The sequence below is a fragment of the Ancylobacter defluvii genome, from assembly GCF_018390605.1.
Classification (GTDB): Bacteria; Pseudomonadota; Alphaproteobacteria; order Rhizobiales; family Xanthobacteraceae; genus Ancylobacter; species Ancylobacter defluvii.
This window is the reverse complement of sequence record NZ_JAHBGD010000012.1, coordinates 13841-31335: the sequence shown is the minus strand read 5'-3', so window position 1 is coordinate 31335 and position 17495 is coordinate 13841. Positions and strand designations below refer to the sequence as shown.

The following is a 17495-nucleotide window of genomic DNA, read 5'->3' as shown; positions in this document are numbered from 1 at the left end:
GCAAGACCGTGTGTGCTCGCTCACGAGGCCACGGGGGGCCAGGAGGCAACGACCTATGAATTTCGAGATCTACACCGAGCGCGCGCGCGGCTTCATCCAGTCCGCCCAATCGCTCGCCCTGCGTGAGGGGCACCAGCAGTTCACGCCCGAGCACCTGCTCAAGGTGCTGCTCGACGACCCGGAAGGGCTGTGCGCCGGGCTGATCCAGCGTGCCGGCGGCGATGCGCGCATCGTGCTCGCCGACACCGAGGCGGCGCTCGCCAAGCTGCCGAAGGTGCAGGGCTCGGGCGCCGGGCAGGTCTACCTCGCCCCGACCACCGCCCGCGTCTTCGACGCCGCCGAGAAGGCGGCCAAGAAGGCCGGCGACGGCTATGTCACCGTCGAGCGGCTGCTGCTGGCGCTGGCGCTGGAGAAAGATAGCGAGGCCGGGAAGATTCTCGCCAAGTCCGGCGCTTCGCCGCAGAAGATCAACGCCGCCATCGAGGCGCTGCGCAAGGGCCGTACGGCCGACAGCGCCACGGCGGAAAACGCTTATGACGCGCTGAAGAAATATGCCCGCGACCTGACCCAGGCGGCCCGCGACGGCAAGCTCGACCCGGTGATCGGCCGCGACGAGGAGATTCGCCGCACCATCCAGGTGCTGGCGCGCCGTACCAAGAACAATCCCGTCCTCATCGGCGAGCCCGGCGTCGGCAAGACCGCCATCGTCGAGGGCCTCGCGCTGCGCATCGTCGATGGCGACGTGCCGGAGAGCCTGAAGGACAAGAGCCTGCTGGCGCTCGACATGGGCTCGCTGATCGCCGGCGCCAAATATCGCGGCGAGTTCGAGGAGCGGCTGAAGGCGGTGCTCTCCGAGGTCACTTCGGCCGAGGGCGGCATCATCCTGTTCATCGACGAGATGCACACGCTGGTCGGCGCCGGCAAGGCGGACGGGGCGATGGACGCCTCCAACCTGCTGAAGCCCGCTCTGGCGCGCGGCGAGCTGCACTGCGTCGGCGCCACCACACTCGACGAATACCGCAAGCATGTGGAGAAGGACGCCGCGCTGGCCCGCCGCTTCCAGCCGGTCTTCGTCTCCGAGCCGACGGTGGAGGACACGGTGTCCATCCTGCGCGGCATCAAGGAGAAATACGAGCTGCACCACGGCGTGCGCATCACCGATTCGGCGCTGGTGGCGGCGGCGACCTTGTCGAACCGCTACATCACCGACCGCTTCCTGCCGGACAAGGCGATCGACCTGATCGACGAGGCCGGCTCGCGCCTGCGCATGCAGGTCGATTCGAAGCCCGAGGAGCTGGACAGCATCGACCGCGAGATCGTACGCCTGCGCATCGAGCAGGAGGCGCTGAAGAAGGAAAGCGACGCCGGCTCGAAGGACCGGCTGAAGAAGCTGGAAAAGGAGCTTGCCGATCTCGAGGAGGAATCCGCCTCGATCACCTCCCGCTGGAAGGCGGAGAAGGACAAGCTCGGCGATGCCCAGAAGGTCAAGAGCGACCTCGAAAAGGCGCGCGCGGACCTCGCCATCGCCCAGCGCAACGGCGAATACCAGAAGGCCGGCGAACTGGCCTATGGCACCATCCCGGCGTTGGAGAAGAAGCTCGCCGAACTCGAGAAGCAGGATCTTGCCGCCGAGGTGAGGGCCGGCACCATGGTGGAGGAGGCGGTGACGCCCGACCACATTGCCGGCGTGGTCTCGCGCTGGACCGGCGTGCCGGTCGACAAGATGCTGGAGGGCGAGAAGGAGAAGCTGCTCCGCATGGAGGAGGAGCTCGCCAAGCGCGTCATCGGCCAGAAGGAGGCGGTGGAAGCCGTCTCGACGGCGGTGCGCCGCGCCCGCGCCGGGCTTCAGGACCCGAACCGGCCGATCGGCTCGTTCATGTTCCTCGGCCCCACCGGCGTCGGCAAGACCGAGCTGACCAAGGCGCTCGCGTCCTTCCTGTTCGACGACGACACCGCGCTCGTCCGCATCGACATGTCGGAATACATGGAGAAGCACGCGGTGGCCCGGCTGATCGGCGCGCCTCCCGGCTATGTCGGCTATGAGGAGGGCGGCGCGCTCACCGAGGCCGTTCGCCGCCGGCCCTATCAGGTGGTGCTGTTCGACGAGGTCGAGAAGGCGCATCCGGATGTGTTCAACGTGCTGCTTCAAGTTCTGGACGACGGGCGCCTGACCGACGGCCAGGGCCGCACGGTCGACTTCCGCAACACGCTGATCATCATGACCTCGAATCTCGGTTCGGAGTATCTGGTGAACCAGAAGGACGGCGAGGACACCGAAGCGGTGCGTGACGAGGTGATGGAGGTGGTGCGCTTGCACTTCCGGCCGGAATTCCTCAACCGCATCGACGAGATCGTGCTGTTCCACCGGCTGCGGCGCGAGCAGATGGGCGCCATCGTCGATATCCAGGCCAAGCGGCTGCAGAAGCTGCTGGACGAGCGCAAGATCGTGCTGGAGATCACCCCCGAGGCGCGGGATTTCCTCGCCGAGCGGGGCTACGATCCGGCCTATGGCGCGCGTCCCTTGAAGCGGGTGATGCAGAAGCTGCTGCAGGATCCGCTGGCCGGCCGCATCCTTGCCGGCACGGTGAAGGATGGCGACGTGGTGAAGGTCGAGCGCGGCGCGGGCGAATTGCTGTTCGACACCCGCCCCTCGGTGGAGGAGGCCGCCTGAGCGGCCTTCGCCTGCCGATGATCCAACGCGGCGCGACCCGGCAAAGGGCCGCGCCGTCCTGCTTTCGGCCGGCGGCATCGCCGCGCGCCGTTGCCATTCTGTCTTGATCGCCGGTACTCGACCGCGCCTGATCGCGTCCCGGCAGCCGCCTTGCGGCCGGGGTTGCCCCGCGCCACACTCCTCCGCCCGACCTCGGTACCCCTTTGGAGCGACCCATGCTGATCGGCTTCAACCTGTTCGTCGTCGTGCTTCTGGTGCTGGCGATCGCCACCATCCTCGCCGGCGTGAAGACCGTTCCGCAGGGTTACCAGTATACGGTGGAGCGATTCGGCCGCTACACCCGCAGCCTGACGCCGGGCCTCAACATCATCATCCCGTTCATCGACCGCATCGGCCACAAGGTGAACATGATGGAGCAGGTGCTCGACGTGCCGACGCAGGAGGTGATCACCAAGGACAACGCCACGGTGGCGGTCGACGGGGTCGCCTTCTTCCAGGTGTTCGATGCTCCGCGCGCCAGCTATGAGGTCTCCCAGCTTGACCTTGCCATCCTCGCGCTGACCACCACCAATATCCGCACGGTGATGGGTGCGATGGACCTCGACCAGCTGCTGTCGCATCGCGACGAAATCAATGAGCGCCTGCTCAAGGTGGTCGACGCCGCCGCCTCGCCCTGGGGCGTGAAGATCACCCGCATCGAAATCAAGGACATCGTGCCTCCCGCCGACCTGGTTACCGCGATGGGGCGGCAGATGAAGGCCGAGCGCGAGAAGCGCGCCGTGGTGCTGGAGGCGGAAGGCCAGCGCCAGTCGGAGATCCTGCGCGCCGAAGGCGAGAAGCAAGGCCAGATCCTTCAGGCCGAGGGACGGCGCGAGGCCGCCTTCCGCGACGCGGAGGCGCGCGAGCGGCTTGCCGAGGCCGACGCCAAGGCGACGCAGATGCTGTCCGCCGCCGTGGCGTCCGGCGATCCGGCGGCTCTGAACTACTACATCGCCGAGAAATACGTGAAGGCGCTGGAGGCGATGGCCACCGCGCCGAACCAGAAGACACTGATCCTGCCCTATGAGGCGACGGCGATTCTCGGCTCGCTCGCCGGCATCGCCGAGATCGCCCGCGGCGCATTCGGAGAGGCAGGCGCGGCGCGTGGCCCGGCGCGCCCGCGGCCGACGGGGCCGGCGGCGGGGACGTCATCCGGTGGCCATGACGGCTTCGGAAGCTGATCGGCGGGCGAGGCGGAGGCGGTGATGGCAGTTCTGGCGGAGATCGGGCGCGAGATCGGCAACTGGATCTGGTTCATCATCGCCGGCTTGTTGCTGCTGGGCGAACTGCTGCTGCCTGGCGCCCAGTTGATCTGGCTCGGGGTCGCGGCGCTGGCGACCGGGCTCGTCGTGCCGCTGCTGGAGATCGGCTGGCAGGGGCAGTTGGTGCTTTATGCAGTGCTGGCCTTCGTCACCTTGCTGCTCGGCCGCCGGATGTTCCCGCGCGGACCGAAGGCGAGCGACCGTCCGTTCCTCAACCGCCGCACCGAGGCGTTGATCGGCCGCGCCTTCGTGCTGCGGGAACCCATCGCCGGCGGCGTCGGCCAGGTGAGGGTCGACGATACCGTGTGGCGGGTGATGGGGGAGGATTGCCCGGCGGGTGCGCGGGTGGTGGTCACCGGCATCGACGGCGCGACGCTCACGGTGCGACCCGAGGGGACGGCGGCCTGAGCCGCGCTCCCTCGGGCGAGAGCGGCGAACCGCCTCAGTCGTTGCTGGCGAGCAGCGCGTCGAGCTCGGGGCGGAAGGTCTCGGCAATGTCCGGCCGCGCCAGCGCATAGGCGACATTGGCCATCAGGAAGCCGAGCTTCGAGCCGCAATCATAGATCGAGCCGTCGAAGGTGACGCTGTAGAAGTCCTGCTTCTTGGCCAGCTTCAGCATCGAATCGGTCAGCTGGATCTCGCCGCCGGCGCCGCGCTCCTGGGTCTCCAGCAGGTCGAAGATCTCCGGCTGCAGGATGTAGCGGCCGGAAATGGCGAGGTTGGAGGGAGCGACCTCCTTCTTCGGCTTTTCGACCATCTTGGCGATGCGATGCACGCGCTCGGCAATGTTTTCGCCGAGGCCGACGATGCCGTACTGGTCGGTCTGGTCCATCGGCACTTCGTAGACGGCGATGTGGTTGCCGCCGCCCGCCTTGTCATAGGCGTCCACCATCTGGGCGAGGCAGCTCTTGCCGTTGCGCGGCTTGTGCAGCATGTCCGGCAGCAGGAGCGCGAAAGGCTCGTTGCCGATGATGTCGCGGGCGCACCACACCGCGTGGCCGAGGCCGAGCGGCAGCTGCTGGCGGGTGAAGCTGGTCTTGCCGGGACCCAGGGTCTCGGCCCGCAACGTATCGAGCAGCTGATGCTTGCCGCGCTCGGACAGCGTGGCCTCGAGCTCGTACTGGCGGTCGAAATGGTCCTCGATCACGCCCTTGTTGCGGCCGGTGACGAAAACGATGTGTTCGATGCCGGCCGCGCGGGCCTCGTCGACGACGTGCTGCACCACGGGCCGGTCGACCACGGTCAGCATCTCTTTGGGAACCGCCTTGGTGGCGGGCAGGAAGCGTGTGCCGAGACCGGCAACGGGAAGGATCGCCTTGCGAATATGTGTCATCTGCAACTAGGTCCGTTCTTGAAATGAGCGGGTCGAGCCGGATCGGTCTAGGTGGGGGCGTATGAACCTCAACTTAACGTGAGAAGCGCGCCAATGACAAAAATCATGTGACAGGCCGCAACTTATCTCTCCAGCATGGCCGCCGCGGCCGGTCGCATGGAGGTATTATAAAGCCCCTTACGCTACGAAATCGGAAAAACCGACCTGACGTTAAGTCCTCGTAAAACATGCCGAGCCCCTAATCGGCCCGGACTGCGTATCAGAGGTCTCAACATGCGTACAGGGTCGGTTTCCGGCAGCCGCCTATCGGGCGGCATGGCCGCCGTTGTCCTCGCGATCGGGCTCGGGGGCTGCGCGTTCTCGGACGATGTGACCGGCACCGTCGCCACGGCCGGGCCTTCGCCCGTGTCGGCGCGGGTGGCGCCGCCGCCGCGCGTCGCCTCGGCGCCGGCGGCCTCGACGGGCTCGTCGCATCCCGACATGCAACCGGCCGCCCTGCGCGCGGCGGAGGCGAATTTCAGCCGCTGCATCGCGGCGCTGGAGCCGAAAGCCCGCCAGGCCGGGGTTTCCGCCGCTGGCTTCCGCCGGCTCACCGCCGGGCTCACCCCCGACATGTCGATCATGAAGAAGCTGGAGACCCAGCCGGAATTCTCCCGAACGCCCGGACAATATGTCGAGATGCTGGTCTCCGAGACCCGCATCCAGAAGGGCCGCCAGGCAATGGCCGAGAACGCCGCCGTCTTCCAGGCCGTCGAGCGCACCTATGGCATCGATCCCTATGTGGTGGCGGCGATCTGGGGCATCGAGACCAATTATGGCGGCGCCCGCGGTTCCTATCCGGTGATCCAGGCGACCGGGACGCTCGCCTGCGTCGGTCGCCGGCAGCCCTATTTCCGCGACGAGTTCGTCGCCGCCCTGCGCATCGTCGATCGTGGCGATATTCCCGAGAGCCACCTGAAGGGCTCGTGGGCCGGTGCCTTCGGCCTCACCCAGTTCATGCCCACTGCCTTCCAGCGCGACGCGGTCGATTTCGACGGCGACGGCCATCGCAATGTCGTCGATTCCGTCGCCGACGCCATGGGCTCTACCGCCAACAAGCTGAAGCGCGGCGGCTGGAAGCCGGGCATCAGCTGGGGCTACGAGGTCCTCACCCCGCGCGGCTTCGATTATCTCCTCGCCGACAAGAGCATCCGCAAGCCGCTGCGCGAGTGGGCAGCGCTCGGCGTGACACGGGTCGGCGGACGCGGCTATCCCAATGGCGAGGCTACGGCCTATCTACTGCTGCCCTCCGGCGCCAATGGCCCGGCCTTCCTGATGACCGACAATTTCCGCGCCATCCTTTCCTACAACCCGGCCGATGCCTATGCGCTCGCCATCGGCCATCTTGCCGATCGCATCCGCGGTGGCGGGCCGTTCGTCACGCCGTGGCCGGAAGATGTGCGCATGCTGTCGCGTGCCGAGCGCTCGGAATTGCAGCAGCGCCTCGCCCGGCGCGGCTTCGATCCGGGTCCGGCCGACGGCACCATGGGCCAGCAGACCCGCGTTGCGGTGCGCGAGTTCCAGGTCAGCGTCGGCATGCTGCCCGACGGACACGCCACCGGCGAGGTGCTGGACCGGCTGCGCTAGCGCGTCCGCCATTCGCTTGCGGCGGCAAACCGCTCCGATCCGCCGTCTTCGGGGGGGCTGATGCCGGGCGGTTTTGCCCGGCGTGGAGCCGTTCCGGCGGAGACGGTGGGCGGCGGGACTTGAAACCGCCGCGATATTGGTTCACCGCTTGCCGACGATGGATCTCATGGACCGCACCGGGCAGAGACGGCGGATGGGACCGGAGGGCGGCGCGCCCTCCGCATGGCTGCGACTTGCCGGCTCGGTGCTGTGCCTGCTGCTGCTCGCTCTGCCGGAGGCGCCGGCGCTGGCGCAGGCGGACTGGTTTCGTCCCCCCGCCGATGTCGGTCAGCCCTCGCGTGCCGCGCCGCCGCAACGTGCGCGGCAGCCCCCGCAGCGGCGTCAGCAGCAGGCGGCGCCGGTTCGTCAGGCGTCGCCCCAGCAGCCGCGCGGTTGGAACCCGTTCCAGCCGCTGATCGATCTGTTCCAGCCGCAGGACCAGCCGCGCTATGCGCCGGGTCGCCCGCGCGATCTCGGCCCGCCACCGCCCGCCGTCGCCGCGCCGGCTCGGCCGGCGGTCGAAACGCCGGCCGAGCCGCGGGGCTCCGTCTACGCGACCGCTGCCGCCGCCAGGGCGGAACAGGGCGAGGATCTGAAGGGCATCGTGCTGGTGCTGGGCGATGAATATGCCGATGCGCTGGCGCAGGGGCTCGCCGATGCCTTTGCTGCCGACCGCAAGGGCATCGCCGTGGTCGGTCATGCCGAATCCGGCTCGGGTTTCGCGCCGGCGAGTGCCTATGACTGGATCAATGGTGCCCGCCGGCTGGTCGCGTCGGAGGCGCCGAGCGCGATCGTCATGTTCGCCGGCAGCGCCGATCTGGCACCTATCCAGGATACGGGCGGAGCGGCAGAGCTGTTCGACGAGCGCTGGCGGGCGATCTATGGCCGGCGCATCGACGATCTGCTGCTCGGGCTGAAGCTGCAGGGACGCCCGGTGGTTCTGGTCGGGCTGCCGCCGGTCGACGATGCCGCCGCCAGCGAGCGCAATGCCCGGCTCAACGAATTGCTCGGCGAGCATGCTGAACGGGCAGGGGTGATCTTCGTCGAGGTCTGGGACGGCTTTGTCGACGAGAACGGCCAGTTCATGATGTCCGGCCCGGCGGTGGATGGCCAGCGCCGGCGGCTGCGTACCGCGAACGGTCTCGGCTTCACCCGCGCCGGCGGGCGCAAGCTCGCCTTCTTCGTCGACCGCGATCTCGGGCCGCGGCTGGAGCATGAGGAATTGCCGGTGCCCGGCGATCCGGTGGCCGCTCGTCCCTCGATCATCATGCTGACCGGCGCCGGAGCCGGGGTTGGCGCACGCACGCTCGTCGGCGCGCCCGGGGCCGCCCTGGCTCCGCCGCCGCAGCCATCAGGCGAGGCGGTCGCACCGGAATCGCAGGACGGCACCCTGCGCCTGTTGGTGCGCGGCGAGCCGCTGCCGGCGGTGAGCGGGCGCACCGACGATTTCAGCTGGACGCCGCCGAAGCGTGCGGGCGATGGCGCGGCTCCGCAGGCCGCCCCCGAATCGACCGGTGCCGCCAAGACGGCGACGCCGTAGCGGCGGCGCCCTGTGCTGTTCCCCGTCGGCTCGGGTTGCTACCGGCGCGGCTTCACTGCGCGGCCTCGCGCGGCCATGACAGCGTCGCGTCGGCAGCCTGCGCCAATTGCTCGGGCACCTCATAGGCGGTTCCGGGCATCGTCAGTCCGGTCCAGCGCAAGCGCGCCTTCCAGGGCGACAGATACTGGGCCACGTCGCTATGCCGGTTGGGCAGCTGCGCCACGCCGTCAATGATCAGCGGGTTGTCATAGAGCGAAAGGGCAGAGACGTAATCGTCATCCGTCAGGCAGATCACCCGGGTCGGCGCGGGGTTGGTCAGGAAGGAATAATAGCCTTCCGCATAGGCGAGCTCGATTTCCCGTCCCATTTTGTGGAGCACCGTCAGCAGCGAGCCGGAATAATAGGCGCATTGGTGGGCGCCGCCGCCCTGGGTGCTGATGAAATGGAAGGCCCGCTTATAGAGCGAGGCCTTGAAATCGTTGACGCTGACGCCGCCGAACCGCGACGCGTAGTCTTGCACGAGATCATCGAAGAGGAACACCGACGGAAATTCGTTGATCAGCGACAGATCGTCGAATTCGGGTCGCAGCCTGACGTCGTTCGAGTAGCCGGCCTGGATATCCTTGATGCCGTGCCGGATATAGACGATCGTGTATTGATCGCTCAGCCGCTCGAAGGTCTCTCTCAGGCAGGTCGTGTTGATGAAGTTGATGGGTGGGTTCTTCCACTCATTATTGAATTTATTGTGGACGATCAGGATAGGCTTCGCATCCAGGCTGTCGCGGAAGGCATCGCTGCTTTTCGCGATGTCCAGGGTTCCCAGTTGGCGCATGACGGGGAACAGATGAAACGGCGAGGGGCGCGCATAAATATGCTCGAGGCCGATCGGCATCGGCGTGCTGATGCGCCGGTGGAGGCGACGCTGCCGCCGCTCGACGATGGAGCGGCAATCCAGCGCTTCATAGAACATCGTCATGCCGGAAAAGGTAAGAATATCGGTATTCTTGAGCAGCCCAGCCCGAGAAAGCCAGTTCGCGAACGGAAGAAACAAAATTATCTCCGCCCCAAACTCCCCGTCGAAAAAGATCGATTCGGGCATCTGCTTCTTGTTGAGGAGGGATGAGATAAAAGACTTCACGGCCATGTTAACCGTTCTCTCCGTTTCGTCTATTTTACGGCAGGACGCCTAGCGCAGATAGATGGTTCGCACGAACCCCGGCATTTTTCCGTTTCTCCAGCGCAGCGAAGCACCGCAACATATTCGCACGCTCGACCAAACTAGCCACGCAAGGCAATGCAGCTTTTGAGGTGATGTCGCTCATGGCGTGCGTTGGGGTAGCCGAGTCCGGCCGGATATCGGGGGCGACGATCGGTGGCGAGCAGGCCGGATCGACGGGGCCGTGCGTTCGCACTGAAGAAGTCCGGTGTCATCGACCCGGAATGGCACGGGGCCTTGAGATCGGTGAGCGCGCTGTGGCGTGGGACCGTCGATGGAATGCCGCCGATGGAAATCAGCTCACATTCATTCCGACTGGCGAGGATGACGTCGCTCTGCGAGATTTTCCTGGACGTTACCCAGCCGATTTCATCGTCGAGATTGCTCTTCGATGTGCCGGCGGGCCTCCACCAATAGAGCTTAAGCGGACCCATGCTGAATTGATCTCGATTCGCAAAAGTTCGAACTAAATTCTACCTGACAAGGCATGCGTCGGCTGCCGCCGATCATTCTGTCCATGACAAAGACAATCTATCCCATACTCGACTGAAGCTGTCACGCCGGGCCGGTATGACGGAGATAGCGGGCAAACCGCCACTTTCGTCATCGCGTGCTTATGCCGCTTTCGCACCGAGTTGGCAGGGCCTTCGGGAGGGCGCCTTCCAGCGGCTCGGCCGCGCGCGGTGATGCCGGCCGCAAGCATCGCGACGCGATCCGAAACACGTCGCGCTGGGGAACCGGCGGGGCGCCCGGCATCATGTGGTGTACGGCGAAGATAGGACCGGCAACGTCGCGCGCCGCCGGGGGATGGGACGATGGCGCACGCCGTGCGGAGGAGCCGTCGCCCATCGCAGCGTGGAGGCGAGGGCGAGGCGGCGTCGGTGATAGTTACCCGCCGCAGGGCTTCCTGCGGCGGCAGGAGAGAGAGCCGGTCAGCGCGGCAGCACCGAAGCGCCCATCAGGAAGGTGTCGATGGATTGCGCCGCCTGCCGGCCCTCGCGGATCGCCCACACCACCAGCGACTGGCCGCGGCGCATGTCGCCGGCGGAGAACAGCTTCGGCACCGAGGTGACATAGTCGTCGTCAGAGGCGGCGACATTGCCGCGCTTGTCGATCGACAGGCCGTCGAGCGCCAGCATGCCCTCATGCACCGGATGGATGAAGCCGAGCGCGATGAAGACGAGGTCGGCCTTGATGTGGAATTCGGTGCCGGGGATCGGCTGGCGCTTGGCATCGACGCGAGCGCACTTCACCGAGGTGACATGGCCCTTCTTGCCTTCCATGCCGAGGGTGGCGGCGGCGAATTCACGCTCGGCGCCCTCGGCCTGGCTGGAGGAGGTGCGGAACTTGGTCGGCCAATACGGCCAGATCGCCAGCTTGTCCTCCTTCAGCGGCGGCACCGGGCGGATGTCGAGCTGGTGGACCGAGAGCGCGCCCTGGCGGAAGGCGGTGCCGACGCAGTCGGAGGCGGTGTCGCCGCCGCCGATGACGACGACATGCTTGCCGCTGGCGAGGATCGGCTGCTCGGCGCTCACATCCTCGCGGCCGAGGCGGCGGTTCTGCTGCACCAGATAGGGCATGGCGTAGTGCACGCCGGCCAGGTCCTGGCCGGGCAGGGCGGGGTCGCGCGGGTGCTCGGAGCCGCCGCACATCAGCACGGCGTCGTGGCTGTCGATCAGCGCGTCGAGCGGACGGTTGACGCCGACATTCACCCCGTAATGGAAGGTCACGCCCTCCGCTTCCATCTGCTGGACGCGGCGGTCGATATAGTGCTTCTCCATCTTGAAGTCGGGGATGCCGTAGCGCAGCAGGCCGCCGGCCTTGGGCTCGCGCTCATAGACATGCACCTCGTGGCCGGCGCGGGCGAGCTGCTGGGCGGCCGCCATGCCGGCCGGGCCGGAGCCGATCACCGCGACCTTCTTGCCGGTCTTGTGCGCCGCCGGCTCGGGCCGGATCCAGCCCATCTTCCATGCCTTGTCGGCGATAGCCTGCTCGACGGTCTTGATGGTGACCGGCATGTCCTCGAGGTTCAGGGTGCAGGCTTCCTCGCAGGGGGCGGGGCAGATGCGGCCGGTGAACTCGGGGAAATTGTTGGTGGAATGGAGGTTGCGCGTCGCCTCCTCCCAGTTGCCGTTATAGACGAGGTCGTTCCAGTCCGGAATCTGGTTATGGATCGGGCAGCCGTTCGGCCCGTGGCAGAACGGAATGCCGCAATCCATGCAGCGCGAGGCCTGGTTGGCGACTTCCGAGTCCGGCAGCGGCAGGGTGAACTCGCGGAAATGGCGAATGCGGTCGGACGCCGGCTGATACTTCGCCTCGCGCCGATCGATTTCGAGAAACCCGGTAACCTTACCCATCGCGCCCTCTCGTCGGAGCACCGCCACTCTGGAGGCGTTCCAGCTCCGCAGCCAGATACATCAATTGTGCCATTTGGAAAATGACGACGCGGCATCGCGCCGCGCCATCCTGCGCACCGACCACCCCGCCGGGTACCGCGGCGGCTCCTGCCGCCTCCGGTACCGGGCCGCCCGGTCCCGCGTGGCGCCGCCGCGTCGCGGCATCGCCTGGCCGGGAGGACGGCCTTTTCGGGGAAGGGCGCCCGCGGCCTATTCGGCCGCCTGCAACCCGCGCGCTTTCTCCATTTCGCGCAGCGCCCGCTGATACTCGACCGGCATCACCTTGACGAACTTGCCGCGATAGTCGGTCCAGTTGTCGAGGATCGTCTGGGCGCGCTGCGAGCCGGTATGGTGCAGGTGCTTGGCGATCAGCTGGTGCAGGCGTTCCTCGTCGCCATGGCCCATGTCGGCCATGATGTCGATACGGCCCTTGAACTCCAGGTCGCCGCCATGGTGGTGCAGGCGCTCCAGGAGATCTTCCTCCTCCTCGACCGGCTCCAGGTCCACCATGGAGAGGTTGCAGCGGTTCTTGAAGCTGCCGTCCTCGTCCAGCACATAGGCGACGCCGCCGGACATGCCGGCCGCGAAGTTGCGCCCGGTCTGGCCGATCACCACCACCACGCCGCCGGTCATGTATTCGCAGCCATGATCGCCGGTGCCCTCGACCACCGCGATGGCACCGGAATTGCGCACCGCGAAGCGCTCGCCGGCGACGCCGTGGAAATACACCTCGCCGGCGGTGGCGCCGTAGAGCACGGTGTTGCCGACGATGATCGAGTCTTCCGGCACGATGGAGCTGTGGCTGGGCGGGCGCACGATGATGCGGCCGCCGGACAGGCCCTTGCCGACATAGTCATTGGCCTCGCCGACCAGCGTCATCGTCACGCCGCCGGCGAGGAAGGCGCCGAAGGCCTGTCCGGCGGTGCCGGTCAGGTGGATGTCGATGGTGTCGTCCGGCAGGCCGGCCTCGCCATAGCGCTTGGCGACCTCGCCCGAGAGCATGGCGCCGACCGAGCGGTTGATGCTCTTGATCGGTGTCTCGATCCGCACCGGCTCGCCGCTCTCAAGCGCCGGCATTGCCTCGCGGATGAGCGTGCGGTCCAGCACGTGCTGGATCGGGTGGTTCTGCCGCTCGGTATGGCGGATGGCGACGTCGGGACCGACCTGCGGCTTGGCGAAGATGCGGCTGAAGTCCAGCCCCTTCGCCTTCCAGTGGTCGATCGCCGGCTTCTTGTCGAGCCATTCGGAATGGCCGATCAGCTCGTTGAAGCTGGTGACGCCGAGCGCGGCCATGATCTCGCGCACTTCCTCTGCGACGAAGAAGAAGTAGTTGATCACATGCTCGGGTGTGCCCTTGAAGCGCTTGCGCAGCACCGGGTCCTGGGTGGCGACGCCGACCGGGCAGGTGTTGAGGTGGCACTTGCGCATCATGATGCAGCCGGCGGCGATCAGCGGCGCGGTGGAGAAGGCGAAGTCGTCCGCCCCCAACAGCGCGCCGATTACCACGTCGCGCCCGGTGCGCAGTCCGCCATCGACCTGCAACGCGATACGTCCGCGCAGATTGTTCAGCACCAGTGTCTGGTGCGCCTCGGCCAGGCCGATCTCCCAAGGCGAGCCGGCATGCTTCAGCGCGGTGAGCGGCGAGGCGCCGGTGCCGCCCTCGAAGCCGGAGATGGTGATGTGGTCGGCGCGCGCCTTGGCGACGCCGGCGGCCACCGTACCTACGCCGACTTCCGAAACCAGCTTCACCGAGACATCGGCTTCCGGGTTGACGTTCTTCACGTCGTAGATGAGCTGCGCCAGATCCTCGATCGAATAGATGTCGTGATGCGGCGGCGGCGAGATCAGGCCGACGCCCGGCGTCGAGTGGCGCACCTTGGCGATAACGGCATCGACCTTGTGGCCGGGCAATTGTCCGCCTTCGCCGGGCTTGGCACCCTGCGCCATCTTCAGCTGGATCATGTCGGCGTTGACCAAATAGTCCGCGGTCACGCCGAAGCGGCCGGAAGCCACCTGCTTGATCGCCGAGCGCATGCTGTCGCCGTTGGGCAGCGGCTTGAAGCGCGAGGCTTCCTCGCCGCCCTCGCCGGTGTTCGACTTGCCGCCGATGCGGTTCATCGCGATGGCGAGCGTGGTGTGCGCCTCGCGCGAGATCGAGCCGAACGACATGGCGCCGGTGACGAAGCGCTTGACGATCTCCGCCGCCGGCTCCACCGCCTCGATCGGCACCGGCGCGTGGCCGACTTCCGCCGCCTCGCGGATGCGGAACAGCGAGCGGATGTTCAGCGTCTTGTCGCCGGTCTCGTTCACCAGCTTGGCGAAGTGCCGGTACTTGTCCTGCGCGTTGCCGCGCACCGCGTGCTGCAGGACCGCGACGGTCTCCGGATCCCAGGCATGCTCCTCGCCGCGCAGGCGGTAGGCATATTCGCCGCCGACATCCAGCGCGTTGCGGAACACCGGCGCGTCGCCGAAGGCGTCGCGATGGCGCATCGCCGTCTCCTCGGCGATCTCCGGCAGGCCGATGCCGCCAATGGTCGAGGCGGTGCCGGTGAAATACCTGGCGACCACCTCGTCGGACAGGCCGACGGCGTCGAAGATCTGCGCGCCGCAATAGGACTGGTAGGTCGAGATGCCCATCTTGGACATCACCTTCAGCAGCCCCTTGTCGACCGACTTGATGAAGCGCTTGACGATCTCGTACTCGTCGACCTCCTCGGGGATGTCGTCGCGCATGGCGATCAGCGTCTCGAAGGCGAGATAGGGGTTGATCGCCTCGGCACCATAGCCGGCGAGGCAGGCGAAATGATGCACCTCGCGCGCCTCGCCCGTCTCCACCACGAGGCCGGCGGCGGTGCGCAGGCCCTTGCGGATCAGGTGATGATGCACGGCGGCCGTCGCCAGCAGCGAGGGTATGGCGATGCGGTCCGGCCCGAGCAGGCGGTCGGACAGGATGATGATGTTGTAGCCGCCATGCACCGCCGCCTCGGCGCGCTCGCACAGCCGCTCGACGGCGTCGCCCATACCCGCCGCGCCCTTGTCGGACGGGTAGGTTATGTCGAGCGTGCGGGTGTCGAAGCGCTCCTCCATGAAGCCGATGGAGCGGATCTTCTCCAGGTCGGCATTGGTGAGGATGGGCTGGCGCACCTCGAGCCGCTTGCGGCGCGAACTGCCCTCGAGGTCGAAGATGTTCGGCCGCGGCCCGATGAACGAGACGAGGCTCATCACCAGCTCCTCGCGGATCGGGTCGATCGGCGGGTTGGTGACCTGGGCGAAGTTCTGCTTGAAATAGGTGAACAGCGACTTCGACTTCTTCGACAGCGGCGAGATCGGCGTGTCGGTGCCCATGGAGCCGACCGCCTCCTGCCCGGTGGTCGCCATCGGCGCCATCAGCAGCTTGAGGTCTTCCTGCGAATAGCCGAAGGCCTGCTGGCGGTCGAGCAGCGACACGTCGGTGCGGACTTCCCGCGCCTCCACCGCGCGCAGTTCTTCCAGCACCAGCTGGGTACGCTTCAGCCACTCCTTGTAGGGGTGCTTGCCGGCCATGTCGGTCTTCACCTCCTGGTCGGGCACGAGACGCCCTTCCTCAAGGTCGATCAACAGCATCTTGCCGGGCTGGAGCCGCCACTTGGTGACGATCTCCTCCTCCGGGAAGGTGAGCACGCCCATTTCCGAGGCGCAGACGATCTTGTCGTCCTTGGTCACCATGTAGCGCGCCGGCCGCAGGCCGTTGCGGTCGAGCATGGCGACGATCTGCCGGCCGTCGGTGGCGACGATGGCGGCCGGGCCATCCCACGGCTCCATCAGCGCGGCATGGTACTCGTAGAAGGCGCGACGCTCCTCGTCCATCAGCGGGTTGCCGGCCCAGGCTTCGGGGACGAGCATCATCGCCGCATGCGGCAGCTCGTAGCCGCCCTGCACCAGGAACTCGAGCGCATTGTCGAAGCAGGCGGTGTCCGACTGCCCCTCATAGGAGATCGGCCACAGCTTGGAGATGTCGTTGCCGAACAGCTCCGAGTCGACGGAGGCCTGCCGGGCCGCCATCCAGTTCACATTGCCGCGCAGCGTGTTGATCTCGCCGTTGTGGGCGACCATGCGATAAGGATGCGCCAGCGACCACGCCGGGAAGGTGTTGGTCGAGAAGCGCTGATGCACCAGGGCCACGGCGCTCTCGAAGTCGGCGTCGTGCAGGTCAGCATAATAGGTGCCGAGCTGGTCGGCATTGAACATGCCCTTGTAGACAATGGTGCGGCAGGACAGCGACACCACGTAATAGCCGGCCGTGCGCGGATCCCTGGCGCCGTAGACGGCGTTGGAGACCACCTTGCGCAGGATGAACAGCCGGCGCTCGAAATCGTCCTCGCTGGCCGTCGCCTCGCCACGGCCGATGAACACCTGCATATGGCTGGGCTCGGTCGGCAGCACGGTGTGGCCGAGATGCGAGTTGTCGGTCGGCACCTCGCGCCAGCCGAGCACGACCTGGCCTTCCTCGGCAACGACGCGCTCGAAGGTCTCGCGGATGATCTCCTGGCCTTCCGCCTCGCGCGGCAGGAAGACGTGGCCAACGGCGTAATGCCCCGGCTCGGGCAGCTCGAAGCCGAGCCGGGCCGCTTCCTTGGCGAAGAACTTGTGCGGAATCTGCACCAGCATGCCGGCGCCGTCGCCCGCGCGGGGGTCTGCTCCCACCGCGCCGCGATGCTCGAGGTTGAGCAGGATCTGCAGCCCGTCCTTGACGATTTGGTGCGACTTGCGGCCCTTGATGTCGGCGATGAAGCCGACGCCGCAGCTGTCCTTCTCGTTGCGCGGGTCGTAGAGGCCCTGCGCCGCCGGAAGTCCGGGATCGATGGCGGTGATGGGTTTGACGATGGCGCGATCCGTCGTGGCCGGACGCACCGTACCCTCAACGAAACTCGACGTGGCCATGCCGCCAAACTCCTCGCTCATCGGAGCCTCCCATGTGTTCGCCTCGCCGGTGGACATGCCGAGACATCCCGGCCCCGCGGGCTCACCGCCCGCAAGCATGCACACCAGCATCAAAATACGCTAGCATCGACTGTGCCATGCCGATGCGCCTCCATCGTGCAGAGCGGCAGCCTATCTGCCTGATAGGACAGTATGGTTGTCCTATCAATGCCGAACATGCCAGAAACCGCGCGCGTGGACAAGCGGGAGATATCACTTTCGGCGCGGCATTTTTATCTCTTGTTGCGGGAACTGGCCATAACGCGCAATCAATGCCAATCCGAGGGTAGGGTGGACGCAAGCCAATTGCCCGCCGCCGCTGCGGAGGGCGCGTGGCGCGCTCTGCCGGCGTCCGCAGCCGGAGCCGGTCTCAGCGGCGCCGCATTCGGCGCCTTTCATGGCTCACGGTTGGTA

Annotated in this window: 10 protein-coding genes; 5 read left to right on the top strand and 5 right to left on the bottom strand. The window is 66.9% G+C overall.

All coding sequences use genetic code 11. The annotated features are described in order from the left end of the window. The first annotated feature begins 55 nt into the window (after positions 1-55). The 3 genes from clpB to KHC24_RS07995 all read left to right on the top strand — a co-directional run bounded on the left by clpB (position 56) and on the right by KHC24_RS07995 (position 4380). Complete coding sequence (clpB, locus tag KHC24_RS08005) at positions 56-2671, top strand: ATP-dependent chaperone ClpB (protein ID WP_213361964.1); 2616 nt, start codon at positions 56-58, stop codon at positions 2669-2671. Between the two features lie 218 nt (positions 2672-2889). Continuing rightward, entirely contained in the window at positions 2890-3891 is a 1002-nt protein-coding gene (locus KHC24_RS08000) for an SPFH domain-containing protein (protein WP_213362988.1), read from the top strand. A 24-nt stretch (positions 3892-3915) separates the two neighbouring features. Further along, the gene (locus tag KHC24_RS07995; protein ID WP_213361963.1) at positions 3916-4380 is read left to right on the top strand and encodes an NfeD family protein; all 465 of its coding nucleotides are present in this window, start codon (positions 3916-3918) and stop codon (positions 4378-4380) included. Positions 4381-4414: 34 nt separating this feature from the next. Here KHC24_RS07995 and galU read toward each other — a convergent pair whose 3' ends face one another. Beyond that, positions 4415-5305: a UTP--glucose-1-phosphate uridylyltransferase GalU gene (galU, locus tag KHC24_RS07990; RefSeq protein WP_213361962.1), complete on the bottom strand. Its 891-nt coding sequence runs from the start codon at positions 5303-5305 to the stop codon at positions 4415-4417. A gap of 273 nt (positions 5306-5578) precedes the next feature. On the opposite strand from galU, the gene KHC24_RS07985 reads away from it, so the two are divergent. Together KHC24_RS07985 and KHC24_RS07980 are read left to right on the top strand one after the other, a co-directional pair. Next, positions 5579-6931: a lytic murein transglycosylase gene (locus KHC24_RS07985; RefSeq protein WP_213361961.1), complete on the top strand. Its 1353-nt coding sequence runs from the start codon at positions 5579-5581 to the stop codon at positions 6929-6931. Between the two features lie 166 nt (positions 6932-7097). Continuing rightward, a complete protein-coding gene (locus KHC24_RS07980) occupies positions 7098-8510 on the top strand; it encodes an SGNH/GDSL hydrolase family protein (RefSeq protein ID WP_213361960.1) in 1413 nt (470 codons plus the stop codon). 52 nt (positions 8511-8562) lie between these two features. On the opposite strand, the gene KHC24_RS07975 is transcribed toward KHC24_RS07980, so the two are convergent. The 4 genes from KHC24_RS07975 to gltB form a co-directional block, all read right to left on the bottom strand. Beyond that, on the bottom strand, positions 8563-9654 hold the full coding sequence (locus KHC24_RS07975) for a hypothetical protein (protein ID WP_213361959.1): 1092 nt from the start codon (positions 9652-9654) through the stop codon (positions 8563-8565). A gap of 134 nt (positions 9655-9788) precedes the next feature. Next, positions 9789-10160: a hypothetical protein gene (locus KHC24_RS07970; protein ID WP_213361957.1), complete on the bottom strand. Its 372-nt coding sequence runs from the start codon at positions 10158-10160 to the stop codon at positions 9789-9791. Between the two features lie 498 nt (positions 10161-10658). Beyond that, positions 10659-12083 carry a glutamate synthase subunit beta gene (locus KHC24_RS07965; protein WP_213361955.1) on the bottom strand — a complete coding sequence of 475 codons (1425 nt, stop codon included), beginning with the start codon at positions 12081-12083 and terminating at the stop codon, positions 10659-10661. Positions 12084-12332: 249 nt separating this feature from the next. Then, on the bottom strand, positions 12333-17063 hold the full coding sequence (gene gltB, locus KHC24_RS07960) for a glutamate synthase large subunit (protein WP_213361953.1): 4731 nt from the start codon (positions 17061-17063) through the stop codon (positions 12333-12335). Positions 17064-17495: the final 432 nt, after the last annotated feature.